Below are 25,753 nucleotides of genomic sequence, written 5' to 3'. Positions count from 1 at the left end.
GATCAACACGACGGTCTGCACGACCGCAACGGACGACCACGGGAGCAGGCGTTGGCGCCATCAGCACGGACGACCAAGCACATTTTCGTCACCGGGGGCGTCGCCTCCTCGCTCGGCAAGGGCCTGACCGCCTCCAGCCTCGGCAATCTGCTCACGGCGCGCGGCCTGCGGGTGGTGATGCAGAAGCTGGACCCGTACCTCAACGTCGACCCGGGCACGATGAACCCGTTCCAGCACGGTGAGGTCTTCGTCACCGACGACGGTGCCGAGACGGATCTCGACGTCGGCCACTACGAGCGGTTCCTCGACCGGGCCCTGTCCGGCAAGGCGAACGTCACCACCGGCCAGATCTACTCGGCGGTGATCGCCAAGGAGCGTCGCGGGGAGTACCTCGGCGACACCGTCCAGGTGATCCCGCACATCACCAACGAGATCAAGGCCCGGATCCGGGCGATGGCCGACGCAGACGACGACGGCCGTACGCCGGACGTGGTGATCACCGAGGTCGGCGGCACGGTCGGCGACATCGAGTCGCTGCCGTTCCTCGAGGCGATCCGCCAGGTACGCCACGACATCGGCCGGGACAACTGCTTCTACCTGCACGTCTCGCTGGTGCCGTACCTGGCACCGTCGGGCGAGCTGAAGACCAAGCCGACCCAGCACTCGGTGGCCGCCCTGCGCAACATCGGCATCCAGCCCGACGCCATCGTGTGCCGGTCGGACCGGGAGATCCCGGACACGCTCAAGCACAAGCTGTCGCTGTACTGCGACGTCGACCGGGAGGCGGTCATCGCCGCCCCGGACGCGCCGAGCATCTACGACATCCCGAAGGTGCTGCACAACGAGGGGCTCGACGCGTACGTCGTACGCCGGCTCGGGCTCTCCTTCCGGGACGTGGCCTGGCACGGCTGGGACGACCTGCTGGAGCGGGTGCACCACCCCCACCACACGGTCAAGGTGGCGCTGGTCGGCAAGTACGTGGACCTGCCGGACGCGTACCTGTCGGTGAGCGAGGCGATCCGGGCGGCCGGCTTCGGTCACCGGGCCCGGGTGGAGTTGCACTGGGTGCCCAGCGACGAGTGCGTCAGCCCGTCCGGTGCCGCCGCGGCACTGGCCGGCGTGGACGGCATCGTGATCCCCGGCGGCTTCGGCGTACGCGGCATCGAGGGCAAGATCGGTGCGTCGCGGTACGCCCGGGAGAACGGGATCCCGATCCTCGGGCTCTGCCTCGGCCTGCAGTGCATGACGATCGAGGTGGCCCGCCACCTCGCCGGGCTGGAGGGCGCCAACTCGCTCGAGTTCGACGAGCAGGCCAGCCACCCGGTGATCGCCACCATGGCCGACCAGGAGGACATCGTCGCCGGCAAGGGCGACCTGGGCGGGACGATGCGGCTGGGCGCGTACCCGGCGAAGCTGACCGAGGGTTCGCTCGTCGCCCAGGCGTACGGCGACACCGAGGTCAGCGAGCGGCACCGGCACCGGTACGAGGTGAACAACGCGTACCGGGACGCGCTCACCAAGGCCGGTCTGCAGATCTCCGGCACCTCGCCGGACGGCCGGCTGGTCGAGTTCGTCGAGCTCGACCGGACGCTGCACCCGTTCTTCGTGGCGACCCAGGCGCATCCGGAGCTGAAGAGCCGGCCGACCCGTCCGCACCCGCTGTTCGCCGCGTTTGTCGGTGCCGTTGTCGCGTACTCGGCCGCCGACCAGCTCCCGGTGGAGCTGGGTGGGCCGACCGCGACCTCGGTGGCCGATCTGGAGCAGGCCGGCCCGGACACCATTGAACCGGCACCGCAGGCCCCCAGGACCGGCCAGAACGGCTCGGGCCGCTCGGCGAAGGCGCGGTCGACCTCGTGACCGCCCCGGCATCCGGGGAGCACCGCTACGAGGTGCGTTCCCGGACGGAGCGGTACGCCGGGCGGATCTTCTCCGTGGTCACCGACGAGGTGACCATGCCCGGTGGCCGGGTGGCCCCCAGGGACTACGTACGGCACGTCGGCGCGGTCGGTGTGGTCGCGCTGGACGACGAGGGCCGGGTGGTGCTGATCCGGCAGTACCGGCACCCGGTCGGCCGGATGCTCTGGGAACTGCCCGCCGGCCTGGTCGACGTGGCGGGGGAGGCGCTGCCGGCGGCTGCCCTGCGGGAGTTGGGTGAGGAGGTCGACCTCACCGCCGACCGGGTGGACCTCCTGGTCGACCTGCACACCTCGCCGGGTGCGTCGACCGAGCTGATCCGGATCTTCCTGGCCCGGCAGCTCGCCGAGGTGCCGGTGGCCGATCGGCACGAGCGCCGGGACGAGGAGGCGGACCTGGAGGTGGTCCGGGTCGACCTCGACCGGGCGGTGGAGATGGTGCTCGCCGGCGAGATCACCAACGCGGCCTGTGTCGCCGGTGTGCTCGCCGCCGCCCGGGCCCGGGACGCCGACTGGGTCCCGCTACGCCCGGCGGACGCCCCGCTGCCCGGCTGACCGTCCTGGTACCGGGGACGACCCGCTGCCGGTGGTGGGCCCCGAGAGGGGCACCAGCCGCGGGGACCGGGCACGCCCGATCCCGAGTGCGATCCGGGAGGCCGGCCCCGCCGTCTGTTCGACGAGACGGCGGGGCCGGCCTTCCGGCGTTCGTACCGGTGTGGTCGGCCACGGCGGGGACCACGGGCTGACACATCGTCAAGATCAACCATCACTGGCTGTCACAATGGCGGCTGCCCGACCCGCTCGGCGGTTCTAGACTGCCGCCGGTGGTACTGCGGACCGCGACGGCAACGGAGCCGGTCGCGCGCAACGGCCGGGGCACGTCGACCCCGGAAGAAAGGTGTCTCATCGTGAAGGTCGGAATCCCACGCGAGGTCAAGAACCACGAGTACCGCGTGGCGATCACCCCGGCGGGTGTGCACGAGTTCATCCGGGGTGGCCACGAGGTGTTCGTCGAGGCCGGAGCCGGGATCGGCTCGTCGATCACCGACGACGAGTTCGTCACCGCCGGTGCGACGATCCTCCCCACCGCGGACGAGGTCTGGGGCGCCGCCGAACTGGTCCTGAAGGTCAAGGAACCGATCGCGCAGGAGTACCACCGGATGCGTCCGGGACAGGTGCTCTTCACGTACCTGCACCTGGCGGCCTCGAAGGAGACCACCGACGCGCTGCTCGACCGGGGCGTCACCGGTATCGCGTACGAGACGGTGGAGACCGCCGACCGGGCGCTGCCGCTGCTCGCCCCGATGTCCGAGGTCGCCGGCCGGCTCGCCCCGCAGGTCGGCGCGTACCACCTGATGCGCTCCGGTGGCGGGCGCGGCGTACTGATGGGCGGTGTCTCCGGCGTCTACGCCGCGAAGACCGTGGTCATCGGTGCCGGTGTCTCCGGCATGAACGCCGCCGCGATCGCGCTCGGCCTGCAGGCCGAGGTGCTCCTGCTCGACCGCAACGTCAACCGGCTGCGCCAGGCCGACGCCATCTACCGTGGCCACCTGCAGACGGTGGCCTCCAACGCGTACGAGATCGAGCGGGCCGTGCTCGACGCGGACCTGGTCATCGGCGCGGTCCTGGTGCCGGGCGCCAAGGCCCCGACGCTCATCTCCAACGAACTCGTCTCCCGGATGAAGCCCGGCAGCGTGCTGGTCGACATCTCGATCGACCAGGGCGGCTGCTTCGAGGACTCCCGGCCGACCACGCACGACAACCCGGTCTACCCGGTGCACAACTCGCTGTTCTACTGCGTGGCGAACATGCCCGGCGCGGTCCCGCACACCAGCACCTACGCGCTGACCAACGTCACCCTGCCGTACGCCCTGGAACTGGCCAACCACGGCTGGCGCGAGGCGCTGCGGCGGGACCAGGCCCTGGCCCTGGGCCTCAACACCCACGACGGGCAGGTCACCTACGGCCCGGTCGCCGAGGCACACGGCATGGCCAGCGTCGCCCTCGCGGACGTGCTGGCCTGAGCCGCCGCACCCGCTGACGCCGAAGGGATCCGAGCCTGACCGGACGAACGCAGGAAACCGGGGACGGGGCAGCACCGCAACCGTCCCCGGCCCTGCGTCGTGCCGTACGCGGCTACCTCGACCACCTCACCGTCGAACGTGGCCTGTCGGCGAACACGCTCTCGGCGTACCGCCGGGATCTGGACCGCTACCTGGTCGAACTGGCCGGCGGCGGGGTCGACGACCTCGCCTCGGTCGCGCCGGCCGACATCACCGGCTACGTCGCCCGGTTGCGCGACGGTGACGACCGGCACCCGCCGCTGTCCGCCGCCTCCGCCGCCCGCGCGGCCAGCGCGGTACGCGGCCTGCACCGGTTCGCCCTGCGCGAAGGGCTGGTCGGCGAGGACGCCAGCCGCGACGTCCGACCGGCCGTGCCGACCCGCCGGTTACCCAAGGCCCTCGACGTGACCGAGGTGATCCGGCTGCTGGAGACCGCCGCACCGGACGGTCCGGCGGGCGCCGACGGGGTCCTGGCACTGCGCGACCGGGCCCTGCTCGAATTCCTCTACGGCACCGGCGCCCGGATCTCGGAGGCGGTCGGCGCGGCGGTCGACGACCTGGACCTGCCCGACGAGGGGACCGCGGTCCTGCACGGCAAGGGAGGCCGGACCCGGACCGTGCCGATCGGCGGGTACGCCACCGAGGCACTGCGCGCCTACCTGACACGTGCCCGGCCGCTGCTCGTCGCCGCCGGTCGAGGCACCCCCGCGGTGTTCCTCAACAACCGCGGCGGGGCACTGTCCCGGCAGAGCGCATGGACCATCCTCCGCAAGGCGGCACAGCGCGCCGGCCTGCCGGTCGACGGCCCGCGCGCGGTCTCACCCCACACCCTGCGCCACTCGTACGCGACCCACCTGCTCGACGGCGGCGCCGACGTCCGGGTGGTGCAGGAACTGCTCGGTCACGCCTCGGTGACCACCACCCAGGTGTACACGTTGGTGACAGTGGAGCGGCTGCGCGAGGTGTACGCTACTGCGCACCCCCGAGCCCGAGCCTGACCGGCGGATCTACCCGTGGCTTCTGCCGCGTCGACACGCCGGACCGGTGCCCGCGGGGGTGACGGGACGTGGCGTACAGTCGGGATCGGCGCGGGCCTCCTGGGGCGGCAATCGAGGTTCGTAGCGGCGCCGCGCGGGACGCCAAACGGCTCCGGCGTGCAGTCGTCGGAAGGGGGCGGACAAGCACATGGCTGGCAACGGTGACCGAGCCGAGGCGTGGACCTCCGCACTCCGTGAGCAGCAGTCCGCCTTGGATTTCGGCAACGACCTCGCCCCCGCGGACCCGACCGCGTACACCATGCGCAAGCCCATCCCCGAGCCGATGCCGACCGACCGGCACGGGCCGGCCCGGATCCTGGCGTTGGCCAACCAGAAGGGTGGTGTGGGCAAGACCACCACCACCATCAACCTCGGCGCCGCGCTCGCCGAGTACGGCCGCAAGGTCCTGCTGGTCGACTTCGACCCCCAGGGCGCCCTCTCGGTCGGGCTGGGCGTCAACCCGCACAACCTCGACCTGTCGGTCTACAACCTGCTGATGCAGGACGACGTCACCGCCGAGGACGTCCTGATCAAGACCGACGTGGCCGGACTGCACCTGCTCCCCGCCAACATCGACCTCTCCGCGGCCGAGATCCAACTGGTCAACGAGGTCGCCCGGGAGATGGCCCTGGCCCGGGTGCTGCGTACGGTCCGCAAGGAATACGACTACATCCTGATCGACTGCCAGCCGTCGCTGGGCCTGCTCGCGATCAACGCGCTGACCGTGGCCCACGGCGTACTCATCCCGCTGGAGTGCGAGTTCTTCAGCCTGCGCGGGGTGGCCCTGCTGCTCGACACCATCGACAAGGTCCGGGAGCGGCTCAACTTCGACCTGGAGTTGGAAGGCATCCTCGCCACCATGTACGACAGCCGTACCACGCACTGCCGGCAGGTGCTGCAACGCGTGGTGGAGGCCTTCGGCGACAAGGTCTACCAGACCGTGATCACCAAGACCGTCAAGTTCCCCGAGTCCACCGTCGCCGGTGCCCCGATCACCACGCTGGACCCGGCGTCGTCGGGTGCGCGCAACTACCGGCAACTGGCCCGCGAGGTGATCGCGCAGCAGGCCGAGCGGTAGCCGGCCATTGCCCACCCAACCCGTGGACTACGGTGCTCGGGTGACCGTCCAGCCCGCCGAGCCGCCGCCGGTTGACGCAACCGATGCCGACGCCGCGCACCCGGACGACGTCACCCCGGCCGCCGCCGCGCAGGACGAAGCCGCCCCGGCCCCCGCGCCCGCCGAGGAGCCGGCGACCGGATTCACCGTACGACTGGCCAACTTCACCGGCCCGTTCGACCTGCTGCTCCAGTTGATCGGCAAGCACAAGCTGGACGTGACCGAGGTCGCCCTGCACCGGGTGACCGACGAGTTCATCGCCTACATCCGGGCCATGGGCGACGAGTGGGACCTCGACGAGGCCAGCGAGTTCCTGCTCATCGCCGCGACCCTGCTCGACCTCAAGGCGGCCCGGCTGCTGCCCGCCGCCGAGGTCGAGGACGAGGAGGACCTCGCCCTGCTGGAGGCGCGCGACCTGCTCTTCGCCCGGCTGCTCCAGTACAAGGCGTACAAGGAGGCGGCGAGTCACATCGCCGGCCTGGAGGCCGTCGGGTCCCGTCGCTACCCGCGGGCGGTCACCCTGGAGGACCGGTACGCCCAGGCCCTGCCCGACCTGGTCCTCGGCATCGGACCGGCGCGGCTGCTGAAGATCGCGATCAGGGTGATGACCCCGAAACCGGTGCCGGTGGTCTCCATCGCGCACATCCACGAGGTACGGGTCAGTGTCCGGGAGCACGCCGCGATCCTCCGGGACCGGTTGCGCCGGATGGGCACCGCGACGTTCCGGCTGCTCTGCGTCGACTGCGAGTCGACGCTCGAGGTGGTGGCCCGGTTCCTGGCCCTGCTGGAGCTGTACCGGGAGGGCCTGGTCGGCTTCACCCAGGAACAGGCCCTGGGCGAGTTGACCGTACGGTGGACCGGCCCGGCCGACGGCGGAGCCGAACTCCAGATCGACGAGTACGCCGGGTCGCCCGTACCGCCCGACCAGCCGGCATCGCCCGACCAGCCCACGCCGCCCGATTCGGCGGAGTCCTCGGACGAGCCGGCGGTGGTGGCCGCTGTCGACGGTGACGGGGCCGAGCCCGGGGCGAGTGCCGAGGAGACGCCGTCGGGCCCGGCGCAGGCAAGCAGTGGTTCGACGGCGCAGGAGGACGTACCGCAATGACGAGCGACGAGCGTCGGGACGCCCCGGACTCCCTGGCCGACCAGGCCGCCGCGTGGGTGCCGCCATGGGCCCGTCCGGCCGCGGCGCCGGCCGACCAGCCCGCCACCCCGTCCGCCGACGTGGCTCATGCCGGCGATGCGGCTGAACCCGACGAGACCGTTGATCCCGCCGACCTGGTCGATCCCACTGGCGCCACCGCCGAGTCCGTCGACGCCGCCGAGGTGGTGGCGCCGGACGAGCCTGTCGAGGAGCGCCCGGAGGAGACCGATCCGGTGTCGGCTCGGCCCGACGTCGGCGCCCGGGTGCCGGACGCCACCGCAACCAGGCCGGTGGACAACTCCCGACCGGCGCCGGAACCGACATCGTCAGCCCTGCCCGAACCGACGTCGGACGCCGCGCCGGAACCGACATCGTTGGTCCCGGCCGAACCGACGTCGGACGCCGTGGGGGACGGGGGACCGGAGGCCACCGGGGCAGGATCGTCGGAGGCGCCGGGGCTGGTCGACGAGGAACTGCGGGCGGCGCTGGAAGCGATCCTGCTGGTGGTCGACGAACCGGTCGCGGAGATCGTGCTCGCCGAGGTACTGGAGCAGCCGACGAATCGGGTCGCCGCTATGCTCGAACAGGTGTCCGGTGACTACACCGCAGCCGGACACGGCTTCGACCTCCGGCGGGCCGCGGGCGGGTGGCGGCTCTACACCCGTCCGGAATACGCCACGTACGTCGAACGGTTCGTACTCAACGGACAGGCGGTACGACTCACCCAGGCTGCGCTGGAGACCCTGGCGGTGGTGGCCTACAAGCAGCCGGTCACCCGGTCACGGATCTCGGCCATCCGAGGTGTCAACTGTGACGGGGTGATCCGTACCCTGGTCTCGCGTGGCCTGGTCGAGGAGTGCGGCAGCGAACCGGACAGCGGTGCCTTCCTCTACCGTACGACGACCATGTTCCTGGAGAAGCTCGGGCTGAACACGGTCGACGAGCTTCCCCCGCTGGCCCCGTTCCTCCCCGACGACCTGGAAGAGATAGCCGATGCCCCGCGATGACAGCCGTACCCGTGTGACCCGCGCCGCAGGGAGGGCGAACGGTCCATCGAGTGGCGGCGGTGCCCAACGGGGGGAACCGGACGCGCGGGAGGGAACCGAGCGGCTGCAGAAGGTCCTCGCCGCCGCCGGAGTCGGCTCCCGCCGGGCCTGCGAGGACCTGATCTTCCGCCGCCGGGTCACGGTCGACGGCCGGGTCGCCCAGCTCGGCGACAAGGTCGACGCGGCCACGGCGGTGATCCACGTCGACGGCGAGCGCCTGGTCACCGACACCCGCCTGGTCTACCTGGCGATGAACAAGCCCCGCGGGGTCGTCTCGACCATGGCCGACGAGAAGGGGCGTTCGGCGCTCGCCGACTTCCTCGACCGGGTGGAGGAGCGGGTCTACCACGTCGGGCGGCTCGACGCCGACAGCGAGGGCCTGCTCCTGCTCACCAACGACGGGACCCTGGCCCACCGGCTCATGCACCCCTCGTACGGGGTGTCGAAGACCTACCTGTGCGAGGTGGCCGGACCCCTGCCCCGCTCCGTCGGCCGGCGACTCCAGGCCGGGGTGGAACTCGAGGACGGCCCGGCGCAGGTCGACTCGTTCAAGCTGATCGACACGCTCGGGCGTACCGCCCAGATCGAGATCACCCTGCACGAGGGGCGCAAGCACATCGTGCGCCGGTTGCTCGACGAGGTGGGGCACCCGGTGTCGCGGCTGATCCGGACCGAGATCGGACCGATCCGGCTGGGGGATCTGCGCGCCGGACGTACCCGTCGACTGAGCAACGCCGAGGTGGCCGCGCTGTTCAAGGCCGTCGACGTCGACGACTGACCCCCGATGCGGCGTCCATGACGCCCGACCCCCCGGGTACGGCATCCGCCGCGCCTCTGGTCGGGTGGGCGTCGCATCACGAGGTGCGCGGCGTGCGGGGCATCGTGCCGGGGCGCGAATCCCGGCGGGATCCGCACGGGCGGGGTGATCCGCCGGACTCGCAGAGCAGACTCAGGCGCTTGAGCCGTACCGGTGGTTGAGGCCGCCCGGGGGCGGGTTCGGTGGCTGATCCGTACAGCCGGGTCGGTTCGGGACAGGGTGACCCACGGCGGACCTCGCCGGGTCGGCATGCAGGCAGACCGGGGCGAGACGCTCGTTGATGCCCGGCGGGGGAGCGGCGGACGGTTCCCCGGCGTGGTCTGCGTCGCGCCTACTGAGGCGCACGCGGGCCGGTCGGACCGACGGGGCATGATGGACGACGACGAGTGGACGAAAATCCGCCCGACGGGCCGACTGGATCGGGCCCGAGACGGCGTGTACGTCCCCGAACTGGCGAAGGAGGAACGGTGGCGGAAAAGGTACGGACCGGGCGATGTGTGGTCGCCGTGGACGGCCCGTCCGGTTCAGGCAAGTCCACCGTTTCCCGGCGGCTGGCGAGCGCGCTCGACGCCCACTACCTCGACACCGGCGCGATGTACCGGGCGATCACCTGGGCGGTGCTGCGCGCCCAGGTCGACCCGGCCGACGCCGAAGCCGTGGTCAAGATCGCCAGTGAGGTCGACCTGGGGATCGGGGTGGAGCCCGACGCACCATGGGTGAGCGCGGACGGGACCGCGATCGACCAGGAGATCCGGGGCCCGGAGGTGACCGCCGCCGTGTCCGCCGTCTCCGCCGTACCCGCTGTTCGGGAACTCCTGGTGGCCATGCAGCGCGGCATCATCTCGGCCGCCGACCGGATCGTGGTCGAGGGCCGGGACATCGGTTCCGTGGTCGCACCCGACGCCGACCTGAAGGTCTACCTCACCGCCTCCGCCGACGCCCGAGCCCGCCGACGCAGCGCCGAGAACGCCACCGACGTCAGCGCCACCGCCGCCGACCTGGCCCGCCGGGACCGGCTCGACTCCACCCGGGCGGCGGATCCGCTGCAACAGGCCGACGACGCGGTGGTGCTCGACACCACCGCCATGAACATCGACGAGGTCGTCACCAGGCTGCGTGACCTGCTCGACGGCAAGGTGGACGCGTGAGCGCCCTGATCAATCGGCCCTGGGCCGTCTCCAACAGAGTCAACGAGCGGAACGAGGCAGTGGCATGAGCCCGGACGATGGCTGGATCGAGCTGCAAGAGCCCGATCTCGAGGTCGAAGAGACCGGGCCGGTACCGGTGGTGGCGGTCGTGGGTCGCCCCAACGTCGGCAAGTCCACCCTGGTCAACCGGATCATCGGGCGCCGCCAGGCGGTCGTCGAGGACGTACCGGGCGTGACCCGGGACCGGGTGCCGTACGACGCCCAGTGGTCCGGCCGGCAGTTCACGGTGGTCGACACCGGTGGATGGGAACCGGACGCGAAGGATCGCGCCGCCGCCATCGCCGCCCAGGCGGAGATCGCGGTCGTGACGGCCGACGTGGTGCTGTTCGTGGTCGACGCGGTGGTCGGTGCCACCGACGTGGACGAGGCGGCGGTACGCATGCTCCGGCGCAGCGCGAAGCCGGTGATCCTGATCGCCAACAAGGTCGACAACGCCGCCACCGAGGTCGAGGCGACCTCGCTCTGGTCACTCGGCCTCGGCGAACCGTTCCCGGTCTCGGCCCTGCACGGCCGGGGCGCCGGTGACCTGCTCGACGCGATCCTCGACGCGTTGCCGGACCCGCCGCCGATCAACGAGAACGGCCCCCGAGGTCCCCGCCGGGTCGCCTTGGTGGGCCGGCCGAACGTCGGCAAGTCCAGCCTGCTCAACCGGCTGGCCAAGGAAGACCGGGCGGTGGTCGACGCGGTGGCCGGAACCACCGTCGACCCGGTGGACAGCCTGGTCGAGATCGGCGGCGAGACCTGGCAACTGGTCGACACCGCCGGCCTGCGCAAGCGGGTGGGCAAGGCCAGCGGCACCGAGTACTACGCCAGTCTCCGTACCGCCGGGGCGATCGAGGCGGCCGAGGTCGCCGTGGTCCTGCTGGACTCCGCCGAGCCGATCAGCGAGCAGGACCAGCGGGTCCTGGCGATGGTCACCGAATCCGGCCGCGCTCTGGTGATCGCCTTCAACAAGTGGGACCTGGTCGACGCCGACCGGCGGTACTACCTGGACAAGGAGATCGAGCGGGAACTGCGACGCATCCCGTGGGCGATCCGGGTCAACGTGTCGGCGAAGACGGGACGTGCCGTGGACCGGCTCGCGCCGGCGCTGCGTACCGCCCTGGCGAGCTGGGAGACCCGGGTGCCGACCGGTCAGCTCAACCAGTGGCTGACCGCGCTGGTGCAGGCCACCCCGCACCCCGTACGCGGTGGACGGGCCCCACGGGTGCTGTTCGCCACCCAGGCCGGCACCAAGCCGCCACGGTTCGTACTGTTCACCACCGGTCCGCTGGACGCGGGTTACCAGCGGTTCGTCGAGCGCAAGCTGCGCGAGGAGTTCGGCTTCGAGGGCAGCCCGGTCGAGGTGTCGGTCCGGCCGCGCAAGAAGCTCGGCCCGGGTGGCCGAGGCAAGGCTCACGGCTGATCCCGTACGCCTGACGCAGCAGGGCCGGGCGGACAGCCCGGCCCTGCTTCGTCTCGCCCCACCGGCCCCGATACCCACCTATCTTCCTAGGATGCGGTAGGGGGTGTGGGTGGGGAACGGGGCGGCGAACCGGCTAGGGGGCGTGCGCGAGGGTCGACAGGGCTGCGCTACGCTGTAGCGGCTGTCGCACCGAGAACTAAGCGGTAGCAACGGGACGTGGCGCAGTTTGGTAGCGCACTTGACTGGGGGTCAAGGGGTCGTCGGTTCGAATCCGGCCGTCCCGACGCAGGTCAAAGGGCTGATCCGAGGTATGGGTCAGCCCTTTTTGTCGTGCTGGGGACCGGGGCCGGTCAGGTTGGCGGTGGCTGGCGCTTCTTGACCGCAGGTCAGATTTACGAGGCATGCGGAACTGGATCACTCGTCGAGAGGCGGCCACCGCGGATGGGTTGTCAGGGGCCCTGGCCGATATCATCGTCGACCTGAAGAATTTCTCCAGGCTGGTGGTGCCGATATTGCAGGAGCGGGGCTTGTTTCAGAAGGAGCAGGGTCGCCCCGTGCGCCGTGGGCGCTTCGGGGTGCCGTTCGCGAATCGGCTGCTGTCAGTGATGAACGAGGTCGCGGCCTGATGTCCGTCTCGGCCCGTTACGGCGACCCTGCCGTGTCTCTCGGCATGGTCAACGACGTGCTCAGCCTGCAACTCGCGCATCGTTCGGTACGTGCGTTCGGCTCTCGTGGGGTCACCGACGACGAGCTGACCGCGCTGATCGCGGCAGCACAGTCCGCGCCGACCTCCTCCAACCTCCAGCCCTGGAGTGTGGTGGCGGTTCGCGATCCGGAGCGCAAGGCGCGGCTGGCCGCGCTTGCCGGCAACCAGGCGTTTGTCGAGCAGGCGCCGCTGTTCCTGATCTGGGTCGCCGACCTTGGCCGGGCCCGTCGGTTGGCCGAGCGGGCCGGGACGGAAGTCGCTGCTGCGGACTACCTGGAGACCACCCTTATCGGCTTCGTCGACACCGCTCTGGCGGCCCAGAACGCGGTGGTCGCCGCGGCGTCGCTCGGGCTGGGCTCGGTGTTCGTCGGCGCGATCCGTAACCATCCCGAACAGGTCGCGGCCGAGTTGGGGCTGCCGCCGCACACGGTGGCGACGTTCGGGTTGGCCGTCGGCTCTCCTGACCCCTCTGAGCGGGCCGGTATCAAGCCGCGGCTGCCGCAGGGCGCCGTGCTCCATCACGAGCGGTACGACGCCGCCGTTGCTGACGCGTACATCGCCACCTACGACGAGAGACTGTCCGCCTACAACACCCGGTTCGGGCTGTCGGGCAACTGGAGCACCCGGGTGCTGAGCCGGCTCAGGGGTCCGGAGTCGATGGCGGGTCGGCACCGGTTGCGGGAGACGCTGGAGCGGCTGGGTCTGCGTTCGCGGTGACGGCTGTCTGACCCGCCTCTGCTGCCGAGCCGGCCGTGACGCGAGAGCCGCCCGCGAAACGGGGCGGTCTGTACGGCCCCGGTCGTTGGGTGCGGTGCCTAGTAGTGCTTTGTCATGTTTTGGTTAAAGGTAGTGGCGATAGGTGAATCAGCCTCGTTGACACCACTATGGACGAGGTTGAGGTGCGCCGTCTTCGTGATGACCTGGCTGATTTCGTGGGCGATGTTTTCGGGTCGTTGACCCGGGTCGGGTGGCAGGACCGGGCCGCCTCGTACCTGCAAGGGTTGATGATCGACGGGCGGCGCAAATCGATCCAGCCGATGGCGGGCCGCCTCGACGGTGTGCACGACCAGGCGTTGAACCACTTCGTGACGAACAGCCCGTGGGACGTGAACCCGGTCCGAGCCCGACTCGCCCAGCGGATGGACACCGTGATCAGACCCCTCGCGTGGGCGGTCGACGACACCGGATGGCTCAAGTGCGGATCCGCGTCACCCGCAGTGGCCCGGCAATACACCGGCACCGCGGGCAAGGTCACGAACTGCCAGATCGGGGTATCGGTCAACCTCGTCACCGACACCGCGTCCTGCCCGGCGAACTGGCGCCTGTTCCTCCCCGCCGCCTGGGACCCCGACACCTCCCCGGACCCCGACGTGGACCGGCGACGTACCCGAGCCGGGATCCCGGACAAGGTCAGGCATCGGGAGAAATGGCGTCTGGCGTTGGACATGATCGACGAACTCACCGGGTGGGGACTACGGGCGCCGCTGATCGTGGCCGACGCCGGATACGGCGACGCCGCCGAGTTCCGCCACGGCCTGACCGAACGGGACATCCCCTACGTGGTCCAGGTCTCCACCAACACCGGCGTCCACCGGCACGACACCGTCCGCACCACCCCGCCCTACCAGGGCGTCGGTAAACCACCCACCCAGCGGTACCGGCAACCAACCGTCTCGGTCAAAGACCTCGTCCTCACCGACGGGCAGGCCCGAACCGTGGCCTGGCGAAACGGGTCCCGCATCCGAGGCGGCAAACCGGTGAAGATGCAGTCCAGATTCGTGTTCCTCCGAGTCCGACCCGCCGGACGGGTACTTCTGACCGAGTACCGCGGCCAGGACCTGCCAGAGGCATGGCTGATCGCCGAATGGCCCACCGGACACGACGAACCCACCAAATACTGGCTGTCGAACCTGCCCACCACCACACCGAAACGCACCCTCATCCGCTGGGCGAAACTCCGCTGGCGCATCGAACACGACTACCGCGAACTCAAAACCGGACTCGGCCTCGACCACTACGAAGGACGCACCTGGCAAGGCTGGCACCACCACGTCACCCTCGTCTCCGCCGCCCACGCCTTCTGCACCCTGCAACGCCTCCACCACCCAAAAGCAGCAACGCCGGCCTGAGCCTCTACGTCGTACTCCGTGGACTACAACGTCTACTCGTCCGCCTCGCCGGCGCCTGCCCCACCTGCAAAACCCGTTTCCCCACAAAGAAACCCGACCACCCACTCAGATCATGACAAAGCACTACTAGTGCCCTGACCACAAACGTTGGCCGGGTTGAGTGACACGCCGGCCGGGTCCCCGGTGGAGCCCCGGCGGGGTCAAGGCTGTCGGGGTGGCAGAACCTCTTCGAGTACGCCGATTAAGTGATCAAGAAGGCCAACTCCCACCACCTAATGACACCGTGCAGACCCGCGCGCTGCGCGCCTACCTGCGGTGGCGCAACGTCCACGCCCGCCACTCCGACATACTCGCCGCACATCGCCGAGACCGTGCCCGCATTCACAGCGAGAAGGGCATCCGCTGGGGAGAGCGCCCCGCCTCCAAGACCGTGGCCTGAGCCGTCCTACACATGCGGCACATCGTCCACATGTCCCGGATCACCGCTCGGGCGGCGGCCATCGCTCTCAAGAGCTTCGGCGAGTTCGGCGCGTAACTGGCTACGGGTAAGCACCAGAATCCGCCCGAGCATGTTCTTGCCGTTCCCGGTCGTGCCCCGACCCCAGTAGTGATCGGTGGTCGTGTCTTCGACGATCTCTTCGTCACCGGTGGACAACAGAATGTCACGGATATCGGCGTGCGCGCGGAACTTGGTTGCCACCGCACGGCGCATCACGTCGTCCTTGACCCGATCCCAGTCCCTCCGCAGAGGTTTTGACGAGTCACGGCCCAGCTCCGCTGCCCGCATCGGTGTGTGAGCACGCCGGACGAGATCCGCGTGACGAGTGCCCTTGAATTTCTGCGCCTGGAAGTAGTGCTCCGAGGTCGGCCACCAGACCCCTTCGAGGTTGAAGCCGTGATCGGAAAAGTTAGAGAAGCATCCATAAGGGACTTCGCCAGCGCCATAGAAGTAAGTCGTCACGGGAACCTCACGGGTGTTACGGAAGCATGCACCGTCTCAGGCATGGCCTAGCCCCCGCAACCAGTATTCTTCGCCGGGCCCGGCCTTTCGGCGCGCCACCGACCCGGTAAACCTTCCCGGTCGAGCACTACCAACTTCCTGGGCTGGCGGCTGTCGGACCCGCGTGATGCCTGCAACGATCGCTTCGTGGATGCACTTGAGGTTCTGCGTCGCGAGTTTGCCAGCGACGAGGGGACTTTCCTGCTTGCGCTGTACAGCGAGCGTAGATGGGATCGCGTGGCCTTCACTCGCTCATCCACGATCGGACGCGCCAGGCGCGAACGCGAGGGGTCTCTTTTCGATGTCTTGGTCGGCCAGCGGGAGCGCTCGTGCCGAAAGTAGTGCGTCGGACCGTCGGCGGCGCTCCTTATGGCGACGATGCCGGGACGGCGCTCAACGGGCGATTGCTTCGTTTGATGGGAGGCCATCTCGTGAGCATCGAGACGAGGGGGTCGAGCGGGAAGCCGGTATCCTGCCGCGTGTGACCTATCCAATGATGCCGAACGACCCGCGGTGGCTTGGTAACTATGAGCTGCTCGGTCGTCTTGGCGAGGGCGGCATGGGCACCGTCTTCCTTGGACGGTCGCCGGATGGCCGGCTGGTGGCGGTCAAGATGTTGCGGGCCGAGCACGCCTGGGACACCGAGTTCCGGGGGCGCTTCCGCAGCGAGGTCAACCGGGCCCGCGAGGTGCCCGGCTTCTGCACGGCGGCGGTGCTCGACGCCGACCCGGATCACGAAACGCCGTATCTGGTGGTCGAGTACGTCGACGGGCCGAGTCTCTCCGAGGTGATCCGGGAGCGAGGGCCGCTGGACGGCGGCACACTGCACAGCGTGGCGGTCGGGGTGGCCACGGCGCTGGCGGCGATCCATGGAGTGGGGGTCATCCACCGGGACCTGAAGCCGCAGAACGTGCTGTTCTCGCTGGGTACGCCCAAGGTGATCGACTTCGGGATCGCGCGGGCGCTCGAGGCGACCAGCCGGCATACCAAGACGGACCAGATGGTCGGCACGGTGGCGTACATGGCGCCGGAGCGGTTCGACAACGACTCGGATCGTACGGTGGGGCCGGCGGCTGACGTGTTCGCGTGGGGTGTGGTGGTGGCTTACGCGGCGACCGGACGTACCCCGTTTTGGGCGGATTCCCCGGCCGCCACGGCGGCTCGCATTCTGACCCAGCCCCCCGACCTGACGGGGCTCGGCGGGTCGTTGCGTGACCTGGTGGGCCGCACGCTAGCCAAGGATCCGACCGAGCGGCCGACCGCACACCAACTGCTCGATCTGCTGCTGGAGGCGGAAACAGGGGGAGCGCTCGCCCAGCGGCCGGAGCTGCTCGAGGCCGCCGAGGCGGCCCAGCACACGGGTCGGGTGCGGCCTTCCGCCGTACGCGAGCCGGCCACACCCGTTCGTCGGCGGGTGAGCCGCCTGGTGGCCGTGGCCGTGGCCGCGACCGTCGTGAGTGCCGGTATCGGATTCGCGTTGTCGCGCAACGAGCCGGGTGAGACGCTGGCGTCCGTCGTGCCCAGCACGTCGCCGTCGGCGTCGGCCGCGCCCAAGTCGACGGTGGCCGTCTCGGACACGTCACGGATCCAGGGGCCGGGGGTGTCCGACCGACTCGACCGGCGGGGCCTGTGGAAGGCCGACCAGGCTGCCGACAGCGCCGCCGGGTGGTGCACCTTCGACCGGCGGATGCTGGCGACAACACACATGTCCACCCTCTATCAGTGCAAGGGGCCGCAGGACTCGTTCGCCGGCGACCAGACGATCGCGGCCGACGTCGGCATCGTCACCAAGGGCGCCTGCGCGGCGATCTGGTTCCGGGTCGTCGACCAGCACGGCTACGTAGCCTCGTTCTGCGAGAACGAGATCCGGCTGGGGATCGACGAGAGCTCGGGAAATGGGTTCAATTCGGAGCAGCGGGTCGCCTCGAGCGCGTTCCAGGTCGGGCAGACGCACCGGACCGGCATCACCGTGCACGACGGCACGGCCCAGGTGACGGTCGACGGCACGCCCGCTCTGAGCATGCCGGTCACCGACCCGCAGCTGGTCGCGGGCCGGGTCGTGCTCGGGGCGCTTAACGACGCGACCGAAGGGGACGCCACGGTGGCCTTCGCGAACGTCGATTTCCGGTCACCGGTGGTGGGTCAGCCGGCGCAATTCACCGATCCGACAACTGGCTCCAGTCAGTCGATGGTGGAGCTTTACTCGTACGACCCGGTCGCGCACTCCGCGGTGGCTCAGCCGGTGCTCGTGATGGCCAGTGCGGACTACTGCAAGCAGTTCAAGATTGACTCGAGCGATATCAGGTGCAGCGACCCGTTCCAGATCGTCGAGAGCCACACGAAGGTGACGATCCCGGTCCGGTCCGCGCCGAAACTGACGTCGTGGAGGAACGTCGGCGGCGGGGACGGCATCGTCTCGGTGCACGCCGGCGCCGGTCACTCCATCTCTGCGTCCGACTTCACCAAGTGGCTGTCCGGGAAGGATGGCGGCCTGGTCGCGGTCACCACCACCAACGGCGAGGTCACCACGCTGACCAAGATTGACAACCCCTGACCCGGTTGCGTCGCGGTCCCGGTCACCAGCGCGTCCGGGTCGGCGATCCGCCCCCACGGCGCGCTCTCTGCAACCGTCAAGGCGCGGCAGCCTCGGAGGCGACTGCTCGCGTGCGCTGCCCGACATGCAGATCGACTTGGTAGCTCCTGATCGTGGCTCAACTCGCCCGTGCCGAGCGGCGGGGTTTTGGATGAATCGGGCTACTAAGATCTTCCGGACTTGGCCCGCTTCGCGGCTACGCGTTGGGCCACGATCCCCGCCCCGGTTCATGTGCCAGCGGCAATCCAGCCGCCGTCCAGCCGCCGCCCATAGGCTGTCGCCAATTTGATCACTTTCTGGTCTGAAGGAGGCGCTGATGAGTCGAATGGCGCGCGCTGCGCGACGCGGGCCTCGTCAGCGCCCACCGCGCCGGCCGCTCGGTGCTCTACGCGCGCACGTCCGTGGCCGAATCCGTCCTCGCCGCCGCCATGTGAGCCGGGTTCGGTCGTGCGGCCTGCCGTGCGAGAAGTCAGTCGGCCGCGTCCGGATGTCCCGGCATGCTGGAACCGCCACTGCTGCTGCCGGAGGATCCGCCGGCCATGCCCGCGCCGTCGTCTTCGGTGACGATGTCCGGCTGTTCGTCGGTGTCGTCCGGCGCCGGCACGTCGGTGTCCGCCGTCGCCTGGGGCAGTGCGACCCGGTCGGCATCGTTCTCGGCGGGTGCGGGCTGCTCACCGTCGCGTGCCTGGTATGCCACGATCGCCTCCCGCGTTCACCGATGTCCGTTCGGGCCGCCTACCCCGGACCGCGGGGGCGAAACATCCGGCGTACGGCCAAACCAGGATGGCTTGCGGCTCGCGTACGCGAGCGGCGTGCGTCCGTGCATGCGTCACGGGACAGCGCCTCGGCATCGGAGAGGGCCTGCGCGACCGCGTCGAGGGGATAGCCGAGACCGACCGCCACCGAGGCGAGGACGTCGCCGACCTGGTGTTCTCCGTGCATCCGCAGCCGGACCCGTGCCTCGGCACCGCGGGCGACGAGCCGGAACCCGAGCCGCCCCTGCGCGTCAAGCTTGACGTCGATGGCCCGCACGTCGGCGCTGGGGCTCAGCCCGTAGGTCAGGACCCGCGCCCGCGTTCGGGCAGCCATCCCCTCCGCGCGGGCGTCGTCGGCGTTGAGCACGGCGATCCGCCGTCGTCGTCTGCGGGCAGCGCCTCGACCAGCTCGCCCTGAATCGGTGAATGCAGGGCATCGCCGAAGTCGATCCGCCGGGTTCGGCCTCCGGTGGGCCCCTTCCGGCCCGGCCACCCGGGGCCATGACTACCGGGTGATGTCGTCGGTGGGAGTGCCCGGCCGTACCACTCGGGGCGGTTGTTCGTTTGTGCGCGGCCTCCGGTGCGTCAACGGCGAGAGGACGATCAGGATGGCGGCCCAGAGGGTGGCCAGTGCGGCAGCGAGGCCCAGCGGGTAGTTACGGTCCGGCAGGCCGGGGTTTGGCGGTGCTGACGGCGGTCGCCACAGCAGAGGCACCGCGATCAGTACCAGCGTCGCGCTGACCATCAGGCCGGCGGTGATCCAGGCCAGGCGTACCCGGTCGGTCACCAGGCGGCCCAGCGCCAGTCCGACCAGCCCGATCAGCGGTGCCGCCAGGGCATCGTGCAGCAGTGGGCCGCCGATCAGCCACGGCAGAGTGGTGCCGAGTTGGGGGAGGAGCAGCCAACTGCCGTACGCGACCGCGGCGGCGCCGAGCACGAGCAGTAGCAGTCGGACGGTTCTCACGTCAGTACCTCCAGCCGGGCGACCCACTTGGTCTGGAGGACACCCGGTCGGCTCGGGGCGATGAGGCGGCAGGGGTAGCCGTGGTCGGGGGACAGTTCCTCGTCGTTGATCCGTAGTGCGAGCAGGGTCAGCGGATCGCTGGCGTGGGCCGCCGGAAGTGTGCTCGCGGCATACAGGCCGTTGGTTTCCAGTGATGAGATCCGGACCGGGCGGCCGGTCGGCGCGCCTGCGCGTCGGAGCAGGTCGACGATGGGCACTCCGGTCCAGTGCGCGGAGGCGCTCCACCCTTCGACGCACGCGATCGGCAGTTCCGCTGTGTGTTGTGGCAGGGCCGCGAGGTCGGCCAGAGACAGGGTGTGTTGCCCGCCCCGCCAGACAATCTCCAGACGCCAGTTGGGTGGTACGACGATGCCGGCGGCAGCCGCCGTACGGTTGATCGGTATCCCCTGCGGCCCGGCGGCCGAGCGCCAGGCCAGCGGGGACACCCGGCGCAGGAACGGTACGGTGACCCCGGCGGTGGCGAGCACGGCGATGCCGGCGGCGCCAACCGACGTACGCAGGAAAGCCCGTCGCCCGGACATGTCCCGGTCGTCGTGTCCGGGGGCCGCGGCCCCGGTTGTCACGGTGGTCTGCCGCAGTGACCTGGCCAGCGCCGCACGGGCGACCGGGAGCTTCACTGCGATGTGCAGCAGCAGTGCGCCCACCGCCAGCCAGGCGACCGCGTAGTGCGCGGCCGGGAAGAAAAACCCCCACGGGTACGACTGGGCGACGTTGAACAGGCCGGTGACGAGTTCGAAGAACGCGGCGCAGACCAGGACCAGGATGGAGAGCCGTTCGAGCGCGTGTCCGGGCAACCGGACCGGCTGGCGCAGCGGCGGACGGGCGAACAGCCGGGGGTAGACGCTCCACAGTTTGGCCAGCAGCAACGGGACCGCCGCGACCCCGGAGAGCACGTGGATGCCCTGGGTGATCCGGTAGAGGTTGACCGGTCGGGTCGGCCAGGTGAACCAGCCCGGCGGGTGTTGGATGTAGTGGCTGAGTAGTCCGGTGACGAAGCACAGCGCGAACGCCACCGCGAGCCAGAGGCCGAGTCGGGCGGCGACCAGCGGTGAGTGCGACGGCGCGGTGAAGTCCTCGGGGGCGGGTACGCGCGGCCGGCGCATCATCGGCGTACCAACTCGGCGAACCAGCGCGGACCGGACCGGAAACTGTGCACGGATCGGAAGCCGGCAGCGTTGGCGGTGGCATCCAGTGCCTCCACCCCGACCCGCGCCCAGCGAAACGCGGGTCCGGCTTGTTGCCCTTCGCGCAACGAGCCGGACAGGACGTACGCCTGCCCCCGCGACAGCCCGGCGCCCGGGGGCTCCACCTCGACCACCAGCGTCCCGTCCGCCGCGATCAGTGCGGCGCACCGGCGGAGCAGTCGGGCCGGGTCGCCGCCGATGCCGATATTGCCGTCGACGAGCAGGGCGTGTGCCCACCTTCCCTCACCGGGAAGTGGGTCGAAGACGTCGCGTCGTAGGGCTGCCACACCCCGGTTCCGGGTCAGGCGTACCGCTTCGGCGGAGATGTCCACCCCCAGTGCGACCAGGCCACGCTGGGCGAGCGCCAGGGTGAGCCGGCCAGGCCCGCAGCCGAGGTCGATCGTGGGCCCGGTGCATCGTGCGGCGACGGACTGAATTGCCGGTTCGGGCGGACCGTGCCACCGCCGTATCGGCAACGGGTCACGGCGCCCGTCGGCGTGCACGAGCCAGTGTTCGTGCCGCTCGGGGGCCAACAGGGCGACCGGCGTCCCGGACTCGCCGTGATTGGCGGGCCGATCGTCGGGCCCGCCCAGTACGACGTCGAAGCCGCCGCCGAGGGTGATCGTAGGAATCACGCCCGGCCCCCGCCCACCAGCCGGCGGCCCACCGACCCGACCTCGTCCGCGAACCGGGTTCCGGGTAGATCGGCCGCGACCGCCAGCGCGGTCGGCCAGTCGTCGACGTCACGCAGGACGGGCAGGATCACCGGGTCTACACCACGCCGGCGAAGGGCGGCAAGGGTCCGTCGACCGGTGTCGCCGGTTGACATGGGTACGCCGCGCAGCACGCTCGCGTACGCCGGATCGCGCAGCCCGAGTGCCCACCAGCCGCCGTCGAGCGCCGGCCCGAACACCGCGTCGTGTTCGGCGAGTCGTCCGAGCGCGGCGGTGAGCACGGCGGGCCGGATCTGCGGGGTGTCCATGCCGATTTGCAGCACCGGTCGGCCGGGAAATGCCGCGCCGGCGTCGGCGTGCGCGTTGGTGAGGCGGTCGGCGAACGTGTCGCCCCGCTGGGGGAGGAGGTGCCAGCCGGCAAGCGCGGCGGTTAGCTCCGCGCCGTACTCGGCATCGACCAGCCGCCCGGTGTACGCCAGCACCGGGGTGGTCGACGCGGTGGCGTCCACCGCCGTGAGGGTGTCCAGCAGTGCCGCCGCCGCGACCCGGGCGGCCTGGGCGGGGGTCGCCGGCGGGCAGAAGCGCGTCTTCGCCAGCCCCGGGACCGGTGCCTTCGCAACCACCAGCAGGACGTTCACCGGGCACCGCCGACGCCGCTGCGAAGCACTCCGGCGAAGTCCAGGGTCGCCCGCAACGTGCCCCGGACCGACCCGGAGACCTTCGACCGGGTGCCGGCGGCCCTCGGTGCGTACGCCACGTCGAACTCGTGGATCCGCCAGCCCGCCCCCGCCGCGCGGAGCAGCAGTTCCAGGGGGTAGCCGAACGCGCGATCGGCGACACCGAGCCGCAGCAGCGCCGCCCGGCGGGCCACCCGGATCGGGCTGATGTCGTACACCGGCACTCCCCGGCGCCGCAGTAGCGCGGCGACCAACGCGTTCCCGGTACGGGCGTGCCACGGCCAGGCGTCGGCGGAGACCGCCCGGCGGCGACCGACGGCGAGATCCGCCCGGCCGTCGAGCACCGCCGCGACGAGCCCGGGCAACTCGGCCGGGTCGAACGAGCCGTCCGCGTCGAGGACGCACACGAGTTCCGCGTCGGCCGCCAGCAGGCCCGTGTGTACGGCGGCGCCGTACCCGCGTCTCGGCTCGTGGACGACCCGGGCACCGTACGCCGCGGCGACCTCGGGTGACCCGTCGGTGGAGCCGTTGTCGACCACCACGGCCCGATAGCCGGACGGCAGCCCGCTCAGTACGGCAGGGAGTGCGGCTGCCTCGTCCAGGCAGGGCAGCACTACGTCGATCGTTGTCCGCATACCGGGGACGCTAGGCCCGCCACGGGCCGTTCGGACGGCTGCTCCGTCTTACGGATCGCTTACGTGGCAGCGGATCTTACGAGTCCCTGACGTGGTCGCCGATCGGCTGTCGGATCCCTGGTCGGAGGTCGTAACGTCGGCCGTCATCATGACTTCGACGACCCGGCCGGGACGCTCCCGGTCCGCCGATCTGATCGTCCTCGCGGCCGAGGCGGCGCTGCTCGCCGCCGCCATCGCCGTCGGCGTGCTGCTCAACCATCGGGGGGTGCGCCTTTATGCCGACGCCGCTCCGCTCTACGCCGCCTGGGGACCCCATCTGGGCCTCGGCACCCCGGTCGCACTTCTCGTCGCGGTGCTGTTCGTCTGGCGCGGGACGAGTTGGGGGACCGGCACGTCCTGGCCGCGGCTGCTGGTCGGCGGTTATCTCGCCTCGGTGCTCTGGACGCTGTCGCTTGCCCTGGTCGACGGCTGGTCGGCCGGGTTGACCGAGCGGTTGACCGTGCAGGCCGAGTACCTGCACGAGGTGCCCCGGGTGACGGACGTCGGGGTGATGCTGTCCGGCTTCGCCGGCCGGATTCTCGACTTCCAGCCCGATTCGTGGTCCACCCACACCGCTGGTCATCCACCGGGCGCGTTGTTGCTCTTCGTCTGGCTGGATCGGATCGGCCTGGGCGGCGGCACCGCCGCCGGGCTCGCCTGCGTGCTGCTCGGAGCCACCGTGTCGGTGTCGGTTCCGGTGACGCTGCGGGCCCTCGGCGCCGAGGACGCCGCTCGGGCGGTATGGCCGTTCCTGATCCTCTTCCCGGGGGCGGTCTGGGTGGGCGCGTCCGCCGACGGGATCTTCGCCGCGGTGGTCGCGGCCGGGCTGGCGCTGCTGGCGGTGGGTGCCCGAGCCTTGGCCGTACTCGGCGGGCTGGTTCTCGGCTTCGCGCTCTACCTGTCGTACGGGTTCGTCCTCGTCGGGCTGCTCGCGTTGACCGTGGTGCTGCTCCGGGCCCGGGATCGCCTCGGCGTGTTGCTGCTCGCGGCGGCGGGCGTGGGGGCGGTTGTCGCCGGGTTCACCCTGTCCGGGTTCTGGTGGCTGGACGGTTACCACCTGGTGGCACGCCGCTACTACCAGGGGTGGGCGGCGGAGCGCCCGTACGGCTACTGGATCTGGGCCAACCTGGCCGCCCTGCTGCTCTCGGCCGGCCCGGCGATCGGGCCGGCGCTGCGGCGGGCGGCGGCCGCCGTACCGATCCGACCACCGCGCCGGCCGGTCACGGTGGCCCTCCGGCAACGGTTCGCATCCGCCGGACCGACCGTGTGGTTGCCCATCGCGGCGGCGGTGGCCGTGCTCGCGGCGGACCTGTCCGCGCTCAGCAAGGCCGAGGTGGAGCGGATCTGGCTACCGTTCGCCGTCTGGTTGCTGGTCGCCACCGCGCACCTGCCCGCCGGCCACCGGCGGTGGTGGCTGGCGGCCCAGGCCGCGACCGCGCTCGCCGTCAACCATCTACTGTGGACGGTGTCCTGACCGTTGCCGGCTCTCGCATCACCGCGGTGGTGAAGTCGGCGACGCCGGCCACGAAACCGGTCCGGGCGGTGAAGCCGAGCAGCCGGGTGGCCCGCGCCGGATCGGCGACCACGTGCCGTACGTCCGCTGCCCGTCCGCCCCCGACCACGATCGGCATCGGGCCGCCCATCGCTTCGGCCAACGCGTGGGCGAGTTCGCCGACGGTGTGCGGCTCGCCCGAGCAGACGTTCACCGCAACCAGCGGGTCCGGTGCCGGTGTGGTCAGCGCTAGTAGATTGGCCGCCGCGATGTCGCTCACGTGGACGAAGTCGCGCCGCTGCCGGCCGTCCTCCAGGACCCGGGGCGGTTGCCCGGCGGCCAGGGCAGACCGGAAGATCGACGCGACCCCCGCGTAGGGGGTGTCGCGGGGCATTCGCGGACCGTAGACGTTGTGGTAGCGCAGCGCCCAGACCGAGCCGCCGGTCTGCCGGGCCCAGGCGCCGGCGAGGTGTTCCTGGGCCAGCTTTGTGGCGGCGTACGTGCTGCGCGGTTCCAGCGGTGCGTCCTCCGACACCAGGCCGGGGGCGAGCATCTGTCCGCAGCGGGGGCAGGGCGGCTCGTACCGGCCCTCTGTCAGGTCGGCGGCCCGGCGGGCGGCCGGCCGGACGACCCCGTGCGTGGTGCAGTGGTAACGGCCCTCGCCGTAGACCACCATCGAACTCGCCAGCACCAGGCGGCGTACCCCGGTGGCGTGCATCGCCGCGAGCAGGGTGGCCGTGCCGAGGTCGTTGTGGGCGGCGTACCGGGGGGCGTCCGCCGGATCGATGCCGTGGCCGACCATGGCCGCCTGGTGGCAGACCGCGTCGACCCCGCCGAGTAGCCGGGTCAGCAGGTCGGCGTCGCGTACGTCGCCGACCACGAGATCGTGCCGCCTCGCCCGGGGCGGTGGCGTCGCCCCGTGCGCCTCCGGCAGCAACGCGTCCAGGGCCACCACCTCGTGCCCGTGTTCGTCGAGCAGGTCGGCGACGTGCGAGCCGATGAACCCGGCCGCACCAGTGACAAGTATCCGCATTCCGGTCACCGTATGACCCCGCGTACGCCCACACCCGGTGGCCGGCCCAGCCGTAAGAACCT

General features: G+C 70.8%; 24 protein-coding genes and 1 tRNA gene. 16 read left to right on the top strand and 9 right to left on the bottom strand.

Going from position 1 to position 25,753, the window contains the following annotated elements; genetic code table 11:
- The first annotated feature begins 51 nt into the window (after positions 1 to 51).
- The 14 genes from OIE47_RS37885 to OIE47_RS37820 all read left to right on the top strand — a co-directional run bounded on the left by OIE47_RS37885 (position 52) and on the right by OIE47_RS37820 (position 14,585).
- Complete coding sequence (locus OIE47_RS37885; RefSeq protein WP_326559373.1) at positions 52 to 1,857, top strand: CTP synthase; 1,806 nt, start codon at positions 52 to 54, stop codon at positions 1,855 to 1,857.
- A complete protein-coding gene (locus OIE47_RS37880; RefSeq protein ID WP_326559372.1) occupies positions 1,854 to 2,468 on the top strand; it encodes an NUDIX hydrolase in 615 nt (204 codons plus the stop codon). Before OIE47_RS37885 ends, OIE47_RS37880 begins: the two co-directional genes overlap by 4 nt.
- A 353-nt stretch (positions 2,469 to 2,821) precedes the next feature.
- Positions 2,822 to 3,937, top strand: a complete 1,116-nt coding sequence (gene ald, locus OIE47_RS37875) for an alanine dehydrogenase (protein ID WP_326559371.1) — start codon at positions 2,822 to 2,824, stop codon at positions 3,935 to 3,937.
- Positions 3,938 to 3,972: 35 nt separating this feature from the next.
- Positions 3,973 to 4,974 carry a site-specific tyrosine recombinase XerD gene (locus OIE47_RS37870; RefSeq protein WP_326563347.1) on the top strand — a complete coding sequence of 334 codons (1,002 nt, stop codon included), beginning with the start codon at positions 3,973 to 3,975 and terminating at the stop codon, positions 4,972 to 4,974.
- A gap of 187 nt (positions 4,975 to 5,161) precedes the next feature.
- Positions 5,162 to 6,091, top strand: coding sequence for a ParA family protein (locus OIE47_RS37865; RefSeq protein ID WP_326559370.1), 930 nt, complete (start codon positions 5,162 to 5,164; stop codon positions 6,089 to 6,091).
- 40 nt (positions 6,092 to 6,131) lie between these two features.
- Positions 6,132 to 7,235 carry a segregation/condensation protein A gene (locus OIE47_RS37860; protein ID WP_442792031.1) on the top strand — a complete coding sequence of 368 codons (1,104 nt, stop codon included), beginning with the start codon at positions 6,132 to 6,134 and terminating at the stop codon, positions 7,233 to 7,235.
- On the top strand, positions 7,232 to 8,281 hold the full coding sequence (scpB, locus tag OIE47_RS37855; protein WP_326559368.1) for an SMC-Scp complex subunit ScpB: 1,050 nt from the start codon (positions 7,232 to 7,234) through the stop codon (positions 8,279 to 8,281). Before OIE47_RS37860 ends, scpB begins: the two co-directional genes overlap by 4 nt.
- Entirely contained in the window at positions 8,268 to 9,098 is an 831-nt protein-coding gene (locus OIE47_RS37850) for a pseudouridine synthase (protein ID WP_326559367.1), read from the top strand. The genes scpB and OIE47_RS37850 overlap by 14 nt, the downstream gene beginning before the upstream one ends.
- Before the next feature lie 506 nt (positions 9,099 to 9,604).
- On the top strand, positions 9,605 to 10,285 hold the full coding sequence (cmk, locus tag OIE47_RS37845) for a (d)CMP kinase (protein ID WP_326559366.1): 681 nt from the start codon (positions 9,605 to 9,607) through the stop codon (positions 10,283 to 10,285).
- Between the two features lie 64 nt (positions 10,286 to 10,349).
- Positions 10,350 to 11,750, top strand: a complete 1,401-nt coding sequence (der, locus tag OIE47_RS37840) for a ribosome biogenesis GTPase Der (RefSeq protein ID WP_326559365.1) — start codon at positions 10,350 to 10,352, stop codon at positions 11,748 to 11,750.
- A gap of 210 nt (positions 11,751 to 11,960) precedes the next feature.
- Positions 11,961 to 12,034: transfer RNA gene (locus OIE47_RS37835), tRNA-Pro, on the top strand.
- 117 nt (positions 12,035 to 12,151) lie between these two features.
- On the top strand, positions 12,152 to 12,376 hold the full coding sequence (locus OIE47_RS37830) for a hypothetical protein (protein WP_326559364.1): 225 nt from the start codon (positions 12,152 to 12,154) through the stop codon (positions 12,374 to 12,376).
- Complete coding sequence (locus tag OIE47_RS37825) at positions 12,376 to 13,173, top strand: NADPH-dependent oxidoreductase (RefSeq protein ID WP_326559363.1); 798 nt, start codon at positions 12,376 to 12,378, stop codon at positions 13,171 to 13,173. The genes OIE47_RS37830 and OIE47_RS37825 overlap by 1 nt, the downstream gene beginning before the upstream one ends.
- A 167-nt stretch (positions 13,174 to 13,340) precedes the next feature.
- Positions 13,341 to 14,585: an IS701 family transposase gene (locus tag OIE47_RS37820; protein ID WP_326559362.1), complete on the top strand. Its 1,245-nt coding sequence runs from the start codon at positions 13,341 to 13,343 to the stop codon at positions 14,583 to 14,585.
- 445 nt (positions 14,586 to 15,030) lie between these two features.
- Here the strand turns inward: OIE47_RS37820 and OIE47_RS37815 are convergent, their stop codons facing one another.
- On the bottom strand, positions 15,031 to 15,546 hold the full coding sequence (locus OIE47_RS37815) for an NADAR domain-containing protein (RefSeq protein ID WP_326559361.1): 516 nt from the start codon (positions 15,544 to 15,546) through the stop codon (positions 15,031 to 15,033).
- A gap of 244 nt (positions 15,547 to 15,790) precedes the next feature.
- Here OIE47_RS37815 and OIE47_RS37810 point away from each other — a divergent pair, with 244 nt between their 5' ends.
- Positions 15,791 to 18,139 carry a serine/threonine protein kinase gene (locus OIE47_RS37810; RefSeq protein WP_326559360.1) on the top strand — a complete coding sequence of 783 codons (2,349 nt, stop codon included), beginning with the start codon at positions 15,791 to 15,793 and terminating at the stop codon, positions 18,137 to 18,139.
- Between the two features lie 508 nt (positions 18,140 to 18,647).
- Here the strand turns inward: OIE47_RS37810 and OIE47_RS37805 are convergent.
- The 7 genes from OIE47_RS37805 to OIE47_RS37775 form a co-directional block, all read right to left on the bottom strand.
- Positions 18,648 to 18,875: a preprotein translocase YidC gene (locus OIE47_RS37805; RefSeq protein WP_326559359.1), complete on the bottom strand. Its 228-nt coding sequence runs from the start codon at positions 18,873 to 18,875 to the stop codon at positions 18,648 to 18,650.
- A 38-nt stretch (positions 18,876 to 18,913) separates the two neighbouring features.
- On the bottom strand, positions 18,914 to 19,300 hold the full coding sequence (locus tag OIE47_RS37800) for a Mur ligase family protein (RefSeq protein ID WP_326559358.1): 387 nt from the start codon (positions 19,298 to 19,300) through the stop codon (positions 18,914 to 18,916).
- Between the two features lie 138 nt (positions 19,301 to 19,438).
- Positions 19,439 to 19,897 carry a hypothetical protein gene (locus OIE47_RS37795; protein ID WP_326559357.1) on the bottom strand — a complete coding sequence of 153 codons (459 nt, stop codon included), beginning with the start codon at positions 19,895 to 19,897 and terminating at the stop codon, positions 19,439 to 19,441.
- A complete protein-coding gene (locus OIE47_RS37790) occupies positions 19,894 to 21,063 on the bottom strand; it encodes a molybdopterin-dependent oxidoreductase (RefSeq protein WP_326559356.1) in 1,170 nt (389 codons plus the stop codon). Before OIE47_RS37790 ends, OIE47_RS37795 begins: the two co-directional genes overlap by 4 nt.
- Positions 21,060 to 21,776 carry a methyltransferase domain-containing protein gene (locus OIE47_RS37785; RefSeq protein WP_442792030.1) on the bottom strand — a complete coding sequence of 239 codons (717 nt, stop codon included), beginning with the start codon at positions 21,774 to 21,776 and terminating at the stop codon, positions 21,060 to 21,062. The genes OIE47_RS37790 and OIE47_RS37785 overlap by 4 nt, the downstream gene beginning before the upstream one ends.
- Positions 21,773 to 22,453: a TIGR04282 family arsenosugar biosynthesis glycosyltransferase gene (locus OIE47_RS37780; RefSeq protein ID WP_326559355.1), complete on the bottom strand. Its 681-nt coding sequence runs from the start codon at positions 22,451 to 22,453 to the stop codon at positions 21,773 to 21,775. The genes OIE47_RS37785 and OIE47_RS37780 overlap by 4 nt, the downstream gene beginning before the upstream one ends.
- Entirely contained in the window at positions 22,450 to 23,127 is a 678-nt protein-coding gene (locus tag OIE47_RS37775; RefSeq protein ID WP_326559354.1) for a glycosyltransferase family 2 protein, read from the bottom strand. The genes OIE47_RS37780 and OIE47_RS37775 overlap by 4 nt, the downstream gene beginning before the upstream one ends.
- A 148-nt stretch (positions 23,128 to 23,275) precedes the next feature.
- Between OIE47_RS37775 and OIE47_RS37770 the strand changes: the two genes are divergently transcribed.
- Positions 23,276 to 24,640 (top strand): hypothetical protein, encoded by a 1,365-nt coding sequence (locus tag OIE47_RS37770; protein ID WP_326559353.1) that lies wholly within the window; start codon positions 23,276 to 23,278, stop codon positions 24,638 to 24,640.
- Here OIE47_RS37770 and OIE47_RS37765 read toward each other — a convergent pair.
- A complete protein-coding gene (locus OIE47_RS37765) occupies positions 24,612 to 25,691 on the bottom strand; it encodes an NAD-dependent epimerase/dehydratase family protein (protein WP_326559352.1) in 1,080 nt (359 codons plus the stop codon). The two genes, OIE47_RS37770 and OIE47_RS37765, sit on opposite strands and share 29 nt — an antisense overlap.
- Positions 25,692 to 25,753 lie beyond the last annotated feature (62 nt).

Source organism: Micromonospora sp. NBC_01796, assembly GCF_035917455.1.
In the GTDB taxonomy this organism is placed as follows: Bacteria; Actinomycetota; Actinomycetes; order Mycobacteriales; family Micromonosporaceae; genus Micromonospora_G.
The sequence above is the reverse complement of the archived record's forward strand: the minus strand, read 5'-3'. Positions and strand labels throughout refer to the sequence as shown.